Annotated in this window: 16 protein-coding genes; 15 read left to right on the top strand and 1 reads right to left on the bottom strand. The window is 71.4% G+C overall.

Annotated features, from left to right (window positions below):
* The first annotated feature begins 73 nt into the window (after positions 1-73).
* Positions 74-907 carry a class I SAM-dependent methyltransferase gene (locus ACWGIU_RS10260; RefSeq protein WP_453704247.1) on the top strand — a complete coding sequence of 278 codons (834 nt, stop codon included), beginning with the start codon at positions 74-76 and terminating at the stop codon, positions 905-907.
* Between the two features lie 20 nt (positions 908-927).
* Here ACWGIU_RS10260 and ACWGIU_RS10255 read toward each other — a convergent pair whose 3' ends face one another.
* Complete coding sequence (locus ACWGIU_RS10255; RefSeq protein WP_453704246.1) at positions 928-2,043, bottom strand: YihY/virulence factor BrkB family protein; 1,116 nt, start codon at positions 2,041-2,043, stop codon at positions 928-930.
* A gap of 17 nt (positions 2,044-2,060) precedes the next feature.
* Between ACWGIU_RS10255 and ACWGIU_RS10250 the strand changes: the two genes are divergently transcribed.
* The 14 genes from ACWGIU_RS10250 to ACWGIU_RS10185 all read left to right on the top strand — a co-directional run.
* Positions 2,061-3,710, top strand: a complete 1,650-nt coding sequence (locus ACWGIU_RS10250; protein WP_453704245.1) for an acyl-CoA dehydrogenase family protein — start codon at positions 2,061-2,063, stop codon at positions 3,708-3,710.
* A 354-nt stretch (positions 3,711-4,064) separates the two neighbouring features.
* Positions 4,065-5,330 (top strand): GAF domain-containing protein, encoded by a 1,266-nt coding sequence (locus ACWGIU_RS10245; protein WP_453704248.1) that lies wholly within the window; start codon positions 4,065-4,067, stop codon positions 5,328-5,330.
* Positions 5,331-5,335: 5 nt separating this feature from the next.
* On the top strand, positions 5,336-5,899 hold the full coding sequence (locus ACWGIU_RS10240; protein ID WP_453704244.1) for a GNAT family N-acetyltransferase: 564 nt from the start codon (positions 5,336-5,338) through the stop codon (positions 5,897-5,899).
* A 202-nt stretch (positions 5,900-6,101) separates the two neighbouring features.
* Positions 6,102-6,185, top strand: a complete 84-nt coding sequence (locus ACWGIU_RS10235) for a putative leader peptide (RefSeq protein ID WP_312847410.1) — start codon at positions 6,102-6,104, stop codon at positions 6,183-6,185.
* Positions 6,186-6,399: 214 nt separating this feature from the next.
* Positions 6,400-8,106, top strand: coding sequence for a nitrite/sulfite reductase (locus ACWGIU_RS10230; RefSeq protein WP_453704243.1), 1,707 nt, complete (start codon positions 6,400-6,402; stop codon positions 8,104-8,106).
* Entirely contained in the window at positions 8,103-8,282 is a 180-nt protein-coding gene (locus tag ACWGIU_RS10225; protein WP_393847340.1) for a hypothetical protein, read from the top strand. The genes ACWGIU_RS10230 and ACWGIU_RS10225 overlap by 4 nt, the downstream gene beginning before the upstream one ends.
* Positions 8,279-8,992 carry a phosphoadenylyl-sulfate reductase gene (locus ACWGIU_RS10220; protein WP_453704241.1) on the top strand — a complete coding sequence of 238 codons (714 nt, stop codon included), beginning with the start codon at positions 8,279-8,281 and terminating at the stop codon, positions 8,990-8,992. Before ACWGIU_RS10225 ends, ACWGIU_RS10220 begins: the two co-directional genes overlap by 4 nt.
* 35 nt (positions 8,993-9,027) lie before the next feature.
* Complete coding sequence (gene cysC, locus ACWGIU_RS10215) at positions 9,028-9,573, top strand: adenylyl-sulfate kinase (RefSeq protein WP_030009619.1); 546 nt, start codon at positions 9,028-9,030, stop codon at positions 9,571-9,573.
* Positions 9,570-10,508, top strand: a complete 939-nt coding sequence (gene cysD / locus ACWGIU_RS10210; protein WP_453704240.1) for a sulfate adenylyltransferase subunit CysD — start codon at positions 9,570-9,572, stop codon at positions 10,506-10,508. Before cysC ends, cysD begins: the two co-directional genes overlap by 4 nt.
* A gap of 2 nt (positions 10,509-10,510) precedes the next feature.
* Positions 10,511-11,860 carry a sulfate adenylyltransferase subunit 1 gene (locus ACWGIU_RS10205; protein ID WP_453704238.1) on the top strand — a complete coding sequence of 450 codons (1,350 nt, stop codon included), beginning with the start codon at positions 10,511-10,513 and terminating at the stop codon, positions 11,858-11,860.
* 216 nt (positions 11,861-12,076) lie between these two features.
* Positions 12,077-13,192: an aliphatic sulfonate ABC transporter substrate-binding protein gene (locus tag ACWGIU_RS10200; RefSeq protein ID WP_453704236.1), complete on the top strand. Its 1,116-nt coding sequence runs from the start codon at positions 12,077-12,079 to the stop codon at positions 13,190-13,192.
* 34 nt (positions 13,193-13,226) lie between these two features.
* Positions 13,227-14,021 carry an ABC transporter ATP-binding protein gene (locus ACWGIU_RS10195; RefSeq protein ID WP_453704234.1) on the top strand — a complete coding sequence of 265 codons (795 nt, stop codon included), beginning with the start codon at positions 13,227-13,229 and terminating at the stop codon, positions 14,019-14,021.
* Complete coding sequence (locus ACWGIU_RS10190) at positions 14,008-14,904, top strand: ABC transporter permease (RefSeq protein ID WP_453704232.1); 897 nt, start codon at positions 14,008-14,010, stop codon at positions 14,902-14,904. The genes ACWGIU_RS10195 and ACWGIU_RS10190 overlap by 14 nt, the downstream gene beginning before the upstream one ends.
* A 5-nt stretch (positions 14,905-14,909) precedes the next feature.
* Positions 14,910-15,423, top strand: a 514-nt coding sequence (locus ACWGIU_RS10185; RefSeq protein ID WP_453704230.1) for a sirohydrochlorin chelatase, incomplete at its 3' end; no start/stop codon positions are given.

The raw sequence follows: 15,423 nt of genomic DNA, 5'->3' as shown, positions 1-15,423 counted from the left end.
CATCCGCCGCGTCCCTCGTATCCGTCGTACCCGCCGTATCCGCCGTATCCCCTTTCCCCGAAGAGGTCCGGACGTGAATCTCCCCGACGACGACCCGGCGCCGCGCCCCGACGGCGTGGCCGGCGGACGCTACGGCGAGGCGGTGTTCCGGGCGGAGCTGCCGGGCGAGGACGACCGCATCGACCTCGGCGCCCTCGCCTACGACGACTTCACCCTGGCACGGCTGCGCGCGCTGGGCGCCGGGCCGGGCTGGCGCTGCCTGGACGTGGGCGCCGGAACGGGCACGGTCGCCCGGCTCCTCCTGGACCGGGCCGGGGTGTCGGAGGTCGTCGCCGTCGACCGGGACACGGCCTTCCTCATGGCGCACCCGGCGGCCGGGCTCACTCCGCTGGAGGCGGACATCACCGCCCTGGACTTCGGTCCGGGACGGTTCCAGCTGGTGCACGCCCGGTTCGTGCTGATGCACCTGCGGAACTGGCCGCGGATGATCGGCAAGCTCGCCTCCCTGGTCGCCCCGGGCGGTGTCCTGGTCCTCGGCGACGCGGTCGACCTGACCACCCCCGCCACGCCGACGACCACGTACGGCCGGGTGATGCGGGCCATGTGGCAGGGGCTGAGGGACAGCCTGGGCACCGATGTCTCCTGGGTACCGGAATATCCCGCGCACCTGCGGGAGGCCGGTCTGCTGTCCGTGGGGGCCGAGATCCTCGTGCCGCCGCTGCTGCCCGGCAGCCCCATCAGCCGGTTCTGGGCCGATACCTGGGAGCGCGCGCGGGAGCCGATGAGGGCCACCGGGCTGGTCGACGACGCGGCGATCGACGCGGCGATCCGCTACCTGGACTCGCCGGACTGCGCCGCGCTCTCCCCCGGCCTGCTCACCGCCTGGGGCGTGAAGGGCCCGGAATGACACCGGGCGGGCCGGTCACCTCAGTGCTTGCGCAGCCGGGAGTGGTAGTCCTCGGGCGGCAGGAACTTCGACCACCGCTCCGGGAACTCCGACGGCATCCCGTCGTCCTCGTCGTCCTCCGATTCGCCCTCCGCCATCGCCCGCCAGGCGGCAGCCCGCGCGATCAGCTGGGCGGCCTCCGCCTCGCGGGCACGCTCGTTCGCCTCGCGCGCCGCCGCCGTGGCCACCGAGGGCCAGACGCGGTCGATCGCGGCGTTGACGGCGGCCCCGACGAGCACCGCGAAGGCCGAGATGCCGATCCACAGCAGTACGGCCACGGGGGCGGCCAGCGATCCGTAGATCGTCGGCCCCTCCACCGTGTTGGTGAGGTAGATCCGCAGCAGGAAGGAGCCCAGCACCCACATGGCGAGGGCCACCAGGGACCCGGGCACGTCCTCGATCCAGGGGGAGCGCACGGGCACGGACACGTGGTAGAGCGTCGTGAGGAAGGCGATGGAGAGCACGGTCACGGTCGGCCAGTACAGGACCGCGATCAGCTCGGTGCCCCAGGGCACCAGCCGGACGACCGCGTCCGGCCCCACCACCATCAGCGGAAGCACGATCGCGCCGATCAGCAGGGCGATGATGTAGAGCAGGAAGGCCAGCAGCCGGGTCTTGACGATGCCGCGCTGGCCGTCGAGCCCGTACATCACGGTGATGGTGTCGATGAAGACGTTGACGGCGCGCGATCCCGACCACAGGGCGAAGGCGAAACCGAGCGAGATGAGGTCGGGGCGGCCGCTGCGGGTGACGTCGTCGAGCAGGGGCCGCGCGATGTCGTTGACGCCCCGGTCGGACAGGACCGTGCCGACCGCCGCCAGGATGTTCTCCTCGATGCTTTCGACCGTCCGGGTGTCCGTCCAGCCGTCCACGTAGCCGAGCAGACCCAGCAGGCCGAGGAAGAGCGGGGGCAGCGAGAGCAGCGTGAAGAACGCCGCCTCGGCCGCGAGCCCGAGGATCCGGTACTCGATGCACGAGTTCACGGTGTCCTTCAGCAGCAGCCAGCTCATCTTCCGCATCGAGACGTTGCGGTAGAGGGCGCGGGCCCGGTGGAGCCGTCCTGGGATCCGCTCGGGTGTTTCTTTTGCTGGCTGCACGTCCTTACGGTATCCGCATGGCAGCCACCACCCACACAGTCAGCAACCAGCCCCCGCCCCTGGTGGGGTACGACGTCTACGGCGGCGATCGGGCCCTCACCGAGGGCGTCGAACGTCACCTCGCGTCCGCGGGTCCCGAACTTCTCGGCACGGTACGGCAGGAGCTCACCGACCTCGGGCGCGCGGCCGGTTCCGCGCAGGCCCAGGAATGGGGTGTGCAGTCGAACGAGAATCCGCCCAGGCTGCGGACGCACGACCGGTACGGGAACCGGATCGACGAGGTCGAATTCCACCCGGCCTGGCACCGGCTGCTCGGGCACGCGGTGACCTCCGGGCTCACCGACGCCTGGGGGCGCCCTGCCGGGCATCTGCGCCGGGCAGCCGGGTTCTTCATCTGGTCGCAGGCCGAGGCGGGGCACGGCTGCCCCGTCTCGATGACGCACGCCGCCGTGCCGGCGCTGCGCACCGATCCGGCGCTCGCCGCCGAATGGGAGCCGCGGCTGACCTCGCACGTGTACGAGCAGGGGCTGCGCCCGGCCGCCGAGAAGAGCGGCGTGCTCTTCGGCATGGGGATGACGGAGAAGCAGGGCGGCAGCGACGTACGGGCGAACACGACGGCCGCGGTGCCGCTGGACGCGTCCGGCGAATACCTGCTGACCGGCCACAAGTGGTTCTGCTCGGCGCCGATGTCCGACGGCTTCCTGGTGCTGGCGCAGGCTCCGGGCGGGCTGACGTGCTTCCTGGTGCCGCGGGTGCTGCCGGACGGTACACGCAACGTCTTCGCCATCCAGCGCCTGAAGGACAAGCTGGGCAACAAGTCGAACGCGTCGAGCGAGGTGGAGTTCGACGGGACCTGGGCGCGGCGCGTCGGTGAGGAGGGGCGCGGGGTGCGGACCATCATCGAGATGGTCGCCGCGACCCGGCTGGACTGTGTCATCGGCTCGGCGTCGCTGATGCGGCAGGCCCTGACGCAGGCAGTGCATCACGCGGAGCACCGCTCTGCTTTCGGAGCGCCGCTCATCGATCAGCCGCTGATGCGCAACGTGCTCGCCGACCTCGCCCTGGAGTCGGAGGCCGCCACCACCTTGACGCTGCGCCTGGCGGCAGCCAACGACGCCGGGACCGAGCAGGAGAAGGCCTTCCTGCGCCTGGCCGTGCCCGCCGCCAAGTACTGGGTGACCAAGCGCTGTACGCCGATGGTGGCGGAGGCCCTGGAATGTCTGGGGGGCAACGGCTACGTAGAGGAGTCGGGGCTGCCGAGACTGCTGCGCGAGTCCCCGCTGAACTCCATCTGGGAGGGCTCGGGCAACGTGCAGGCGCTGGACGTACTGCGCGCCCTGCAGCGCGAGCCGCAGGCGCTGAACGCCTTCCTCCAGGAGGTCGGCCTGGCCCGGGGCGCGGACCATCGGCTGGATTCGGCCATCAAGGACCTGCTGACGGATCTCGCCGATCTGGGGGGCATCGAGGCGCGGGCCCGCCGGGTGGTGGAGCGGATGGCGCTGGTGCTCCAGGGATCGCTGCTGGTGCGGTGGGCCCCGCCGGAGGTCGCGGATGCCTTCTGCGCCTCGCGGCTGGGCGGCGACTGGGGTACGGCCTTCGGCACGCTGCCGCACAGCCTGGATCTGCGCGCGGTGGTGGAACGGGCGCGGATCACGGGTGAGGAGTGAGCCCCCGTCGGGCTCGCTCCACCGCGGTCCCCGAACCGCTCGCGGCCGCGATCCGGGCCCATCACCGGTACAGGGGTGGCGCCGCGCCGACTCGGCACCACCCCTGATCCGAAGCCCCGAGGAGGAGCCGGCACGCCGCTGTGCGGCGTCCGGACAGTTTCGGTCGGCCGACCGGGACTTGGCGAGAGTTGCATACCGTTGCAACCTTTGAGTCGGCAGCCGTCCGTCGGGGTGCCCGGGGAAGCGGCACGCGCGGACCTCCCAGGCGGCTTGCGTCGTACGTCCTGTTCGCACGGGGAGGTTCCGGTGGCCGACACCACAGGCAGCACGGTCGATGCGGCATGCATCTCGGCCATGGACGCGCGGGCGGCGGCACGTCTGCTCAAGGGCGTACGGGCGGCGGCGCTGGCCGGGGACCGCCCGCCGGCCGCGCCCCGGCCGGAGATCGCGGAGTCCTGGCGCCGGATGCTGGCCGTCGGGGTGCACCCCGACCGGGACGCGCGCTCGCGGATGCTGTCGGCCGCCGAGACCGAGGAGCGGCGGCACGTGTCGCCGCTGCGGGAGATCCTGCCGGTGCTGCGCGAGGGGCTGCTGCCCGCCCTGGACGAGGCCCTGCACATCATGGTCGTCGCGGACGCGGACGGGCGGCTGCTGTGGCGGGAGGGCCACTCCTCCATCCTGCGCAAGGCGGACCGGCTCGGCTTCGCCGTCGGGGCCGACTGGGACGAGGCCGTCGTCGGCACGAACGGGGTGGGCACCGCCCTGGTGGCCCGGCGCCCGGTGCAGGTGTTCTCGGCCGAGCACTTCGTCTCCAGCCATCACGACTGGACCTGCGCCGGGGCGCCGGTACGGGACCCGCGTGACGGGCGCCTGCTGGGCGTGGTCGACGTCAGCGGGCCGCTGGCCACCATGCACCCGGCGACGCTGGCGTGGGTGAGCTCGGTGGCCCGGCTCGCGGAGCGGGAGCTGCGGCTGCGGCACCTGGAGTCGCTGGAGCGGCTGCGGACGGTGGCGGCCCCGCTGCTGGCCCGGCTGCCGGGGCGGGCACTGGCCGTGGACCCGAACGGCTGGACGGCGGCGGTGACGGGGCTGGCCCCGGCGGAGCGGATCCCGCTGCCGAAGACCTTCGGGCCGGGCCGGGTGTGGGTGCCGCGCCTCGGGGAGTGCGTGGTGGAGCCGCTGCCCGGCGGCTGGCTGCTGCGGGTCGGTCAGGACGGTCGCAGCACGGCGGCGGCGACCCGGATCGTGCTGGACCTCAGCCGGGCGGGATGCTGGTCGGCGACGGTGTACGGACCCTCCGGGAGCTGGTCGCAGGAGCTGAGCCCGCGCCACGCGGAGCTGCTGTTCCTGCTGGCGGAGAGCCCGCGGGGGCGCTCGGCGGCGGAGCTGGCCGGGGAGCTGTTCGGGGATCCGACGCGCACGGTGACGGTGCGCGCGGAGCTGTCCCGCGTACGCCGCCACCTCGCGGGTGTCCTAACCCACCGGCCGTACCGGTTCGCGCAGGACGTCGAGGTGGAACTGATCCGCCCCGAGGACCCGGCCGCGCTGCTCCCGCACTCGACCGCTCCCGCGGTGGTCCGGGCCCGCCTGGGCCTGACGGGGCCCGGCATGATTCCCTGAGCTGCATGAGCACCATCGCACTCACCACCTGGTCGCTGGAGATGACCTCTCCCTCGGATCTCGTCCCGGCGGCTCCGGCGGGCCCGGAGATATCCATCGCGCGGGCGGAGGTCCCCTCCCCCGAGTTCAGCCGCTTCCTGTACGCGTCGGTGGGCGGCGACATCCACTGGACGGACCGGCTGTCCCTGACCCGCGCGCAGTGGGTGGAGCAGCTGGACCGGCCCGGGGTGGAGACCTGGGTGGCGTACGACCGGGGTACGCCGGCCGGGTACGTGGAGCTCGATCCGCAGGACGACGGTGTGGTGGAGATCATGTACTTCGGTCTCCTCCCCGACTTCCGCGGCCGCCGCATCGGCGGGCACCTGCTGTCGGTGGGCATCGCGCGCGCGTGGTCCCTGGCGGAGCGGTGGCCGGAGCTGGAGGCGACCCGGCGGGTGTGGGTGCACACGTGCAGCCAGGACGGGCCGACGGCGATGAGCAACTATCAGCGGCGCGGCTTCAAGGTCTTCAAGACGGAGACGGAAGAGAAGGAAGACACCCCGACCCCCGGTCCGTGGCCGGGCGCGTAAAGCGCTCCGGGGCCGGCCGGCGGAGCGGGGCGGACCCCGTCGGACGCGGCGGCGCCGTAGGCGGGCGGCCGGGTCCGGAGGCAGTGGCTCCGCCGTACCTCGATGCGTGACCCCCGTCACGTCGTCCCATAATTCGAGACGAGTTCGTCCGAATCGTGGACAGTAGTGGACTCCTCCAATCGGCACATGACACGCTTCCGCCATGAATGGAGCTGGAATTGCCTTGGTGAGTCGGCGGCACGTCGACCTCGGCCGCATGTCCAGCGCCATCTGTCCGGCCCGCTGACGGAACCAGCCACGCCGCACATCGCCGTCGTCCCCGCCGCCGCGGACGCGCCGATCACTCGCCAGCCCCCTGAGGCCGTAGTACCGCCTGCCCGCCGGCCACCCCGGCGCGGAGCGGAAATCAGCCACACCCGCTCGGAGCCGCCGAGCCCGCAGGGGAGCGCCGCCGCCTCCCCCTGCCCTTGTCTCGAGCCGCCGAAGAAGGACGTACCGCCATGGCCGCCACCCCCGAAACGCCCGCAGCCGCACCCGCAGCCGCCGCGCGCCGCAAGACCGGCCGTCACCGCGGTGAGGGCCAGTGGGCCGTCGGACACCACACGCCCCTCAACGGCAACGAGCAGTTCAAGAAGGACGACGACGGTCTCAACGTGCGGACACGCATTGAGACGATCTACTCCAAGCGCGGCTTCGACTCGATCGACCCCAACGACCTGCGCGGCCGTATGCGCTGGTGGGGCCTCTACACCCAGCGCAAGCCCGGGATCGACGGCGGCAAGACCGCGATCCTGGAGCCGGAGGAGCTGGACGACGAGTACTTCATGCTGCGCGTCCGCATCGACGGCGGCCGGCTGACCACCGAGCAGCTCCGCGTGATCGGCGAGATCTCGGAGGAGTTCGCGCGCGGCACCGCCGACCTCACCGACCGCCAGAACGTGCAGTACCACTGGATCCGGATCGAGGACGTCCCGGAGATCTGGCGCCGGCTGGAGGCCGTCGGCCTCTCCACCACCGAGGCCTGCGGTGACACGCCCCGCGTCATCCTCGGTTCGCCCGTCGCCGGCATCGCCCTGGACGAGATCATCGACGGCACCCCCGCCATCGACGAGATCTACCGCCGCATCGTCGGCAACAAGGACTTCTCCAACCTGCCCCGCAAGTTCAAGTCCGCGGTCTCCGGCTCGCCGCTGCTCGACGTGGCCCACGAGATCAACGACATCGCGTTCGTGGGCGTGCACCACCCCGAGCACGGTCCCGGCTTCGACGTCTGGGTCGGCGGCGGCCTGTCCACCAACCCCAAGCTGGGTGTGCGCCTGGGCACCTGGGTCTCGCTCGACGAGGTCCCGGACGTCTACGAGGGCGTCATCTCGATCTTCCGCGACTACGGCTACCGCCGGCTGCGCAACCGCGCCCGCCTGAAGTTCCTCGTCGCCGACTGGGGCCCGGCCAAGTTCCGCCAGGTCCTGGAGGACGAGTACCTGAAGCGCAAGCTGACCGACGGCCCCGCGCCCGAGCAGCCGAGCGGCCAGTGGCGCGACCACGTGGGTGTCCACCAGCAGCAGGACGGCAAGTTCTACGTCGGCTTCGCGCCCCGCGTGGGCCGCGTGGACGGTGCCACCCTGACCAAGATCGCGGATGTGGCCGCACAGCACGGCTCCGGCCGCCTGCGCACCACGGCCGAGCAGAAGATGATCGTGCTCGACATCGAGGCGGACCAGGTCGACTCGGTGGTCGGGGCGCTGGAGGCGCTGGACCTGCGGGTCAAGCCGTCCCCGTTCCGCCGCGGCACGATGGCCTGCACCGGCATCGAGTTCTGCAAGCTGGCCATCGTCGAGACCAAGGCGCGCGGCGCCTCGCTGATCGACGAGCTGGAGCGCCGCCTGCCGGACTTCGCCGAGCCGATCACCATCAACATCAACGGCTGCCCGAACGCCTGCGCCCGTATCCAGGTGGCGGACATCGGTCTCAAGGGCCAGCTGGTCCTGGACGACGACGGCAACCAGGTGGAGGGCTACCAGGTCCACCTGGGCGGCGCCCTCGGCCTGGAGGCCGGTTTCGGCCGCAAGGTCCGCGGCCTCAAGGTCACCTCGGCCGGTCTGCCCGACTACGTCGAGCGGGTCGTCAGGCACTACGGGGAGCAGCGCGAGGACGGCGAGCGCTTCGCGGCCTGGGTCGCCCGCGCGGACGAGAAGAGCCTCTCGTGAGCGAGCGCGCCGCACCCTTCTACTGCCCCTACTGCGGCGACGAGGACCTGTTTCCCAACGAGACGGGTCACGGCGCGTGGGAATGCAGGGCCTGCAACCGAGCCTTCCAGCTGAAGTACCTCGGGCTGCTGGCCCGGGGCGTTCAGTCGGAATCAGCGGGAGGGGACGGGATATGACCACCACTCAAGACGCGGGTCTCACGGCCGAGGAGCTCAAGGCGCTGGCCGAGCAGGCGGGCCGGGACCTGGAGGACGCCTCCGCGCTGGACATCCTGCGCTGGGCGGCCGACACCTTCGGCAAGACGTTCGCCGTGACCTCCTCCATGGAGGACGCGGTCGTCGCCCACCTGGCCTCGCGGGTCCTCCCCGGTGTGGACGTGGTCTTCCTCGACACGGGGTACCACTTCGAGGAGACCATCGGCACCCGCGACGCGGTCGAGGCCGTGATGGACGTCAACGTCATCACGCTGACCCCGCGTCAGAGCGTGGCCGAGCAGGACGCCGCGTACGGGCCGAAGCTGCACGACCGCGACCCCGATCTGTGCTGTGCGCTGCGCAAGGTCAAGCCGCTGGAAGAGGGCCTGACGGCGTACGCCGCGTGGGCGACGGGCCTGCGTCGCGACGAGTCCCCGACCCGGGCGAACACCCCGGTGGTCGGCTGGGACGAGAAGCGGCAGAAGGTCAAGGTCTCCCCGATCGCCCGCTGGACCCAGGACGACGTGGAGGCGTACGTCGCCGAGCACGGCGTGCTCACCAACCCGCTGCTGATGGACGGTTACGCCTCCGTCGGCTGCGCCCCGTGCACCCGGCGCGTCGCCGAGGGCGAGGACGCGCGGGCCGGCCGGTGGGCCGGCCGGGGCAAGACCGAGTGCGGACTGCACGGCTGATGACGACGAGCGAAGAACTTACGGAGACAGAGCAGATGAGCGTGAGCGACCAGGGCGCCACCGTGTGGCTCACCGGGCTGCCGAGCGCGGGCAAGACCACCATCGCCTACGCGCTGGCCGAGCGGCTGCGCGCCGAGGGCCACCGGGTGGAGGTGCTCGACGGGGACGAGATCCGCGAATTCCTCTCCGCGGGCCTGGGCTTCACCCGCGAGGACCGGCACACCAACGTGCAGCGGATCGGCTTCGTCGCCGAGCTCCTCGCGAGCAACGGGGTCAAGGCGCTGGTGCCGGTGATCGCACCGTTCGCGGACAGCCGTGAGGCCGTCCGCAAGCGGCATGCCGCCGAGGGCACCTCGTACCTGGAGGTCCACGTGGCCACCCCGGTCGAGGTCTGCTCGGAGCGTGACGTCAAGGGCCTGTACGCCAAGCAGGCGGCGGGCGAGATCTCCGGGCTGACCGGGGTCGACGACCCGTACGAGGCGCCGGACTCCCCGGACCTGCGGATCGAGTCGCACACGCAGACCGTGCAGGAGTCGGCTTCGGCCCTGCACGCGCTGCTCACCGAGAGGGGTCTGGCATGACGACGACCGTCGCACACGTCCACGACGAGACGGATGCGCCCTACGCGCTGTCGCACCTCGACGCCCTGGAGTCCGAGGCCGTGCACATCTTCCGCGAGGTGGCGGGTGAGTTCGAGAAGCCGGTGATCCTGTTCTCCGGGGGCAAGGACTCCATCGTCATGCTGCACCTGGCGCTGAAGGCGTTCGCGCCGGCGCCGGTGCCGTTCGCGCTGCTGCACGTCGACACGGGCCACAACTTCCCCGAGGTGCTGGAGTACCGCGACCGTACGGTCGAGAAGCACGGCCTGCGCCTGCACGTGGCGTCCGTCCAGGAGTACATCGACGCGGGCAAGCTGCGCGAGCGCCCGGACGGCACCCGCAACCCGCTGCAGACCGTGCCGCTGACCGAGGCGATCCAGAGCCTGAAGTTCGACGCCGTCTTCGGCGGCGGCCGCCGCGACGAGGAGAAGGCCCGCGCCAAGGAGCGGGTGTTCAGCCTCCGCGACGAGTTCTCCCAGTGGGACCCGCGCCGCCAGCGCCCCGAGCTGTGGCAGCTCTACAACGGCCGCCACGCGCCCGGCGAGCACGTCCGTGTCTTCCCGCTCTCGAACTGGACCGAGCTGGACGTCTGGCAGTACATCGCCCGCGAGGGCATCGAGCTGCCGGAGATCTACTTCGCCCACGAGCGCGAGGTGTTCCTGCGCAACGGCATGTGGCTGACGGCCGGCGAGTGGGGCGGCCCGAAGGAGAGCGAGACGCCCGAGACGCGGCTCATCCGCTACCGGACCGTCGGTGACATGTCCTGCACCGGCGCCGTCGACTCCGACGCCACCACGCTGGACGCCGTGATCGCCGAGATCGCCGTCTCCCGCCTCACCGAGCGGGGCGCGACCCGCGCCGACGACAAGATGTCCGAGGCCGCGATGGAAGACCGCAAGCGCGAAGGGTACTTCTAGAAATGACCAGCACCACCGATCAGTTCGCCGGCCTGGCCGACCCTTCAGTGACCACACTGCTGCGCTTCGCGACCGCCGGTTCCGTCGACGACGGCAAGTCCACCCTGGTGGGCCGGCTGCTGCACGACTCCAAGTCGGTCCTGACGGACCAGATGGAGGCCGTCGAGGCCGCCTCGGCCCAGCGCGGCCAGGAGGCCCCCGACCTGGCGCTGCTGACCGACGGCCTGCGGGCCGAGCGGGAGCAGGGCATCACCATCGACGTCGCGTACCGGTACTTCGCCACCGCGCGCCGCCGGTTCATCCTCGCGGACACCCCGGGGCACGTGCAGTACACCCGGAACATGGTCACCGGCGCCTCCACCGCCGACCTGGCCGTGGTCCTGGTCGACGCCCGCAACGGTGTGATCGAGCAGACCCGCCGGCACGCGGCGGTCGCCGCGCTGCTGCGCGTCCCGCACGTGGTCCTGGCCGTGAACAAGATGGACCTGGTGGACTACCAGGAGTCGGTCTTCGCCGCCATCGCCGAGGAGTTCACCGCGTACGCCTCCGACCTGGGCGTCCCGGAGATCACCGCGATACCGATCTCGGCCCTGGCCGGCGACAACGTCGTGGACGCCTCCGCCAACATGGACTGGTACGGCGGCCCGACGGTGCTGGAGCACCTGGAGACCGTCCCGGTCAGCCACGACCTCACGGCCTGCCCGGCGCGCTTCCCGGTGCAGTACGTGATCCGTCCGCAGTCCGCCGAGCACCCCGACTACCGCGGCTACGCGGGCCAGATCGCCTCCGGCGTGCTGCGCGTCGGCGAGGCCGTGACGGTCCTGCCGTCCGGCCGGACCTCGGTCATCGAGGGCATCGACGCGCTCGGCGAGAGCGTGGACATCGCCTGGGCCCCGCAGTCGGTGACGCTGCGGCTGAAGGACGACATCGACATCTCGCGCGGTGACCTGATCGCGCCGTCCGCGAACGCGCCCGCCACCACGCAGGACGTCGAGGCGACGGTCTGCCACGTGGCCGACCAGCCGCTGGCCGTCGGCGCCCGGGTGCTGATCAAGCACACGACGCGCACGGTCAAGGCGATCGTCAAGGAGATCCCCTCGCGGCTGACCCTGGACGACCTGTCCCAGCACCCGGACCCCGGGCAGCTGGTGGCCAACGACATCGGCCGCGTCGTCGTCCGTACCGCCGAGCCGCTCGCGCTCGACGCGTACGCCGACTCGCGCCGCACCGGTTCCTTCCTGCTGATCGACCCGGCCGACGGAACCACCCTGGCGGCGGGCATGGCGGGCGAGTCCTTCGCCTCCAAGGCCGAGACGACCGTTCAGGCCGACGAGGAAGGCTGGGACTTCTAGCTCATGCTTCCCGACATCTACTCGACCTTCGCGAAGGAGGGCGGCCGCGTGGGCAGCGGCGCCCTCGGCAGCGGCCAGGGAGGGGTTGCGCGATGTGCGCGATGACGTACGCGCACCGCATGCGCGCCCACACCCCCCACGAGCCGTACCCGACCTCGTTCCGCAAACGAAGACGTGCGTCATGAGATGACGCGCGTCACGAGAGGAAGCCCTCCCGTGCCTGCCACCGCCAGCACTCGCACCACCCTCCGCCGCGGCATCGTCGCCGCTGCCGCCCTGCCGCTCCTGATCGGTGCGCTCGCCTCCTGCGGCTACGGCTCCGAGGCGAAGAAGGACGAGCCGAAGGCCGCCGACGCCGGCAAGAAGCTCTCCGCCTCCGAGGTCCGCATCGGGTACTTCCCCAACCTGACGCACGCCACCGCGCTGGTCGGCCTCCAGGAAGGCCTGATCGAGAAGGAACTCGGCGGCACCAAGATCAAGCCGCAGTCCTTCAACGCCGGCCCGTCCGAGATCGAAGCCCTCAACGGTGGCTCTCTCGACATCGGTTTCATCGGCCCCTCGCCGTCGATCAACGGCTACGTGAAGTCCAAGGGCTCGAACCTGCGGATCATCTCCGGTTCCGCCTCCGGCGGCGTCAAGCTCGTCGTGAACCCGGACAAGATCAAGACCCTGGACGACCTCAAGGGCAAGAAGATCGCCACCCCGCAGAAGGGGAACACGCAGGATGTCGCCTTCCTCAACTGGATCTCCGAGAAGGGCTGGGCGGTCGACCCGGAGTCCGGCAAGGGTGACGTCTCCGTCGTCCGTACGGACAACAAGGTCACCCCGGACGCGTTCAAGCAGGGCTCGATCGACGGCGCGTGGGTGCCGGAGCCCACGGCGTCCAAGCTCGTCTCCGAGGGCGGCTCCGTCCTCCTCGACGAGACCGCCCTGTGGCCCGACAAGAAGTTCGTGATCACGAACATCATCGTGTCGCAGAAGTTCCTCAAGGAGCACCCGGACGTCGTCGAGGCGGTCCTCAAGGGCACCGTGAAGACCAACGAGTGGATCAACGCCAACCCGGACAAGGCGAAGGCGTCCGCGAACGCGAAGCTGGAGGCGGAGGGCGGCAAGCCGCTCGACGCGAAGATCATCGATCCGGCGTGGCCCAGCATCGCCATCACGGACGACCCGCTCGCCGACACGCTGAAGAAGCAGGCCGACCAGGCGGTCAAGGCCAAGCTCATCGAGCAGCCCGACCTGGCCGGCATCTACGACCTCACGCTCCTGAACAAGGTGCTGAAGGCCGCCGGAAAGCCCGAGGTCTCCGACGCCGGTCTCGGCGCCAAGTAATCCCGCAATCCAGCAATCCCAGGAGGTGACGACCATGGCCACCACGCTTGCCACGGCTGCCGAGGGCTCCGTCGCGGAGCAGACGCACGCTGCCCGCATCGAGCACGTCTCGAAGTCCTTCTCCGGCCCGGCCGGATCGCAGCTCGTCCTGGACGACATCAGCCTCGATGTCGCTCCCGGCGAGTTCGTCACCATCCTGGGTGCCTCGGGGTGTGGGAAGTCCACGCTGCTGAACCTGGTCGCGGGTCTGGACAAGCCGTCCGCGGGGTCCATCGAGACCCCCGGCGGCCGTCCGGCGCTGATGTTCCAGGAGCACGCCCTCTTCCCGTGGCTGACCGCGGGCAAGAACATCGAACTCGCGCTGCGCCTGCGCGGGGTGGCCAAGGCCGAGCGCCGCCCGGAGGCCGAGCGGCTGCTGGAGCTGGTCCGGCTCGCCGGCTCGTACGGCAAGCGCGTGCACGAGCTGTCCGGCGGTATGCGCCAGCGCGTGGCGCTGGCCCGCGCGCTCGCCCAGGACAGCCGGCTGTTGCTGATGGACGAGCCGTTCGCGGCCCTCGACGCCATCACCCGGGACGTGCTGCACGGCGAGCTCACCCGCATCTGGGCGGAGACGGGGCTGTCCGTCCTCTTCGTCACCCACAACGTGCGCGAGGCCGTCCGTCTCGCCCAGCGCGTGGTCCTGCTCTCCTCCCGGCCCGGCCGGGTCGCGAAGGAATGGACCGTGGACATTCCGCAGCCGCGCCGCATCGAGGACGCGGACGTCGCGGAACTGTCCCTGGAGATCACTGAACACCTGCGTGGGGAGATCCGCCGCCATGGCCAGCACTGACATCACTTCGAAGGCCGCGGGCAAGACCGACGACCTGGCCGGCCTGGAGGCGGGCCTCGACGCCCTCGACGCGGTCCAGACCCACCGCACCCCGGTCCGCGAGATCCTCGTCAAGAAGGTCTTCCCGCCGGTCCTGGCCGTGAGTCTGGTGCTCCTGGTCTGGCAGGTCCTCGTCGCGACCCACGTCACCGAGGAGACCAAGCTTCCCGCGCTGTCCGCGGTGTGGGACAGCCTTTCCGACATGTGGCTGAAGGGCACGCTGCTGGAGGTCATCTGGACCAGCGTCTCCCGCGGTCTGCTCGGCTTCCTGCTGGCCCTGGCCATCGGTACGCCGCTCGGTCTGCTCGTCGCCCGGGTGAAGTTCGTCCGCGCCGCGATCGGCCCCATCCTTCAGGGCCTGCAGTCGCTGCCGTCGGTGGCGTGGGTGCCGCCGGCCGTCCTGTGGTTCGGCCTGAACGACGCGATGATGTTCACGGTGATCCTGCTCGGCGCCGTCCCGTCCATCGCCAACGGCCTCGTCTCCGGCATCGACCAGATCCCCCCGCTGTACCTGCGGGCCGGCCGCACCCTGGGTGCCACCGGTCTGCGCGGGGCCCGGCACATCGTCATGCCGGCCGCGCTGCCCGGCTACCTGGCCGGTCTGAAGCAGGGCTGGGCCTTCTCCTGGCGCTCGCTGATGGCCGCCGAGATCATCGCCTCCTCGCCCGACCTGGGCCTGGGCCTGGGCCAGTTGCTGGAGAACGGCCGCAACAACATCGACCTGCCGGGCGTGTTCCTCGCGATCATCCTGATCCTGGTGGTCGGCATCGCCATCGACCTGCTGATCTTCAGCCCGGTCGAGCGGTGGGTGCTGCGCAGCCGCGGTCTGCTGGCGAAGAGCTGATCGTCATGTCCCGCGCCCTCCTGGTCATCGCCCACGGCAGCCGCGATCCGCGGCACGCGGCGACCGTGCACGCCCTCACCGGGCGGGTGCGGGCGCTGCGGCCGGGGCTGCGCGTGGAGACGGCCTTCCTCGACTTCAACACCCCGTCGGTGGGGCAGGCCCTGTCCTCGCTCCACCTGTCCGGCGTACGGGAGGTGGTGGCGCTCCCGCTGCTGCTGACCCGCGCCTTCCACGCGAAGTCCGACATCCCGGCGGCGCTCGCCGAGTCGACCTCGCGCCTGCCGGGGCTGTCGGTGCGGGTCGCGGACGTCCTCGGGCCGTCCCCGCTCCTGCTGACCGCCCTCGAACGCCGGCTCTCCGAAGCCGGCCTCACCCCGGCGGACCGCGCCACCACCGCCGTGGTGCTCGCGGCCGCCGGCTCCACCGACCCGGAGGCGATCGCAGTGATCGCTGAAACCGCGCGGGAGTGGCGGCGCACCGGTTGGTGTGCCGTGCGGCCTGCGTTCGCCTCCGCGGCAC

The sequence above is a fragment of the Streptomyces sp. NPDC054840 genome (assembly GCF_053611065.1).
This window is presented reverse-complemented; position numbering and strand designations above follow the sequence as displayed.

Excerpts from the sequence above, each read along its gene's own strand:
- ACWGIU_RS10250 (WP_453704245.1), top strand. The coding sequence starts at position 2,061 with ATGGCAGCCACCACCCACACAGTCAGCAACCAGCCCCCGCCCCTGGTG.
- ACWGIU_RS10245 (WP_453704248.1), top strand. The coding sequence starts at position 4,065 with ATGGACGCGCGGGCGGCGGCACGTCTGCTCAAGGGCGTACGGGCGGCG.
- ACWGIU_RS10240 (WP_453704244.1), top strand. The coding sequence starts at position 5,336 with ATGAGCACCATCGCACTCACCACCTGGTCGCTGGAGATGACCTCTCCC.
- ACWGIU_RS10235 (WP_312847410.1), top strand. The coding sequence starts at position 6,102 with ATGAATGGAGCTGGAATTGCCTTGGTGAGTCGGCGGCACGTCGACCTC.
- ACWGIU_RS10230 (WP_453704243.1), top strand. The coding sequence starts at position 6,400 with ATGGCCGCCACCCCCGAAACGCCCGCAGCCGCACCCGCAGCCGCCGCG.
- ACWGIU_RS10220 (WP_453704241.1), top strand. The coding sequence starts at position 8,279 with ATGACCACCACTCAAGACGCGGGTCTCACGGCCGAGGAGCTCAAGGCG.
- cysC (WP_030009619.1), top strand. The coding sequence starts at position 9,028 with ATGAGCGTGAGCGACCAGGGCGCCACCGTGTGGCTCACCGGGCTGCCG.
- cysD (WP_453704240.1), top strand. The coding sequence starts at position 9,570 with ATGACGACGACCGTCGCACACGTCCACGACGAGACGGATGCGCCCTAC.
- ACWGIU_RS10205 (WP_453704238.1), top strand. The coding sequence starts at position 10,511 with ATGACCAGCACCACCGATCAGTTCGCCGGCCTGGCCGACCCTTCAGTG.
- ACWGIU_RS10195 (WP_453704234.1), top strand. The coding sequence starts at position 13,227 with ATGGCCACCACGCTTGCCACGGCTGCCGAGGGCTCCGTCGCGGAGCAG.
- ACWGIU_RS10190 (WP_453704232.1), top strand. The coding sequence starts at position 14,008 with ATGGCCAGCACTGACATCACTTCGAAGGCCGCGGGCAAGACCGACGAC.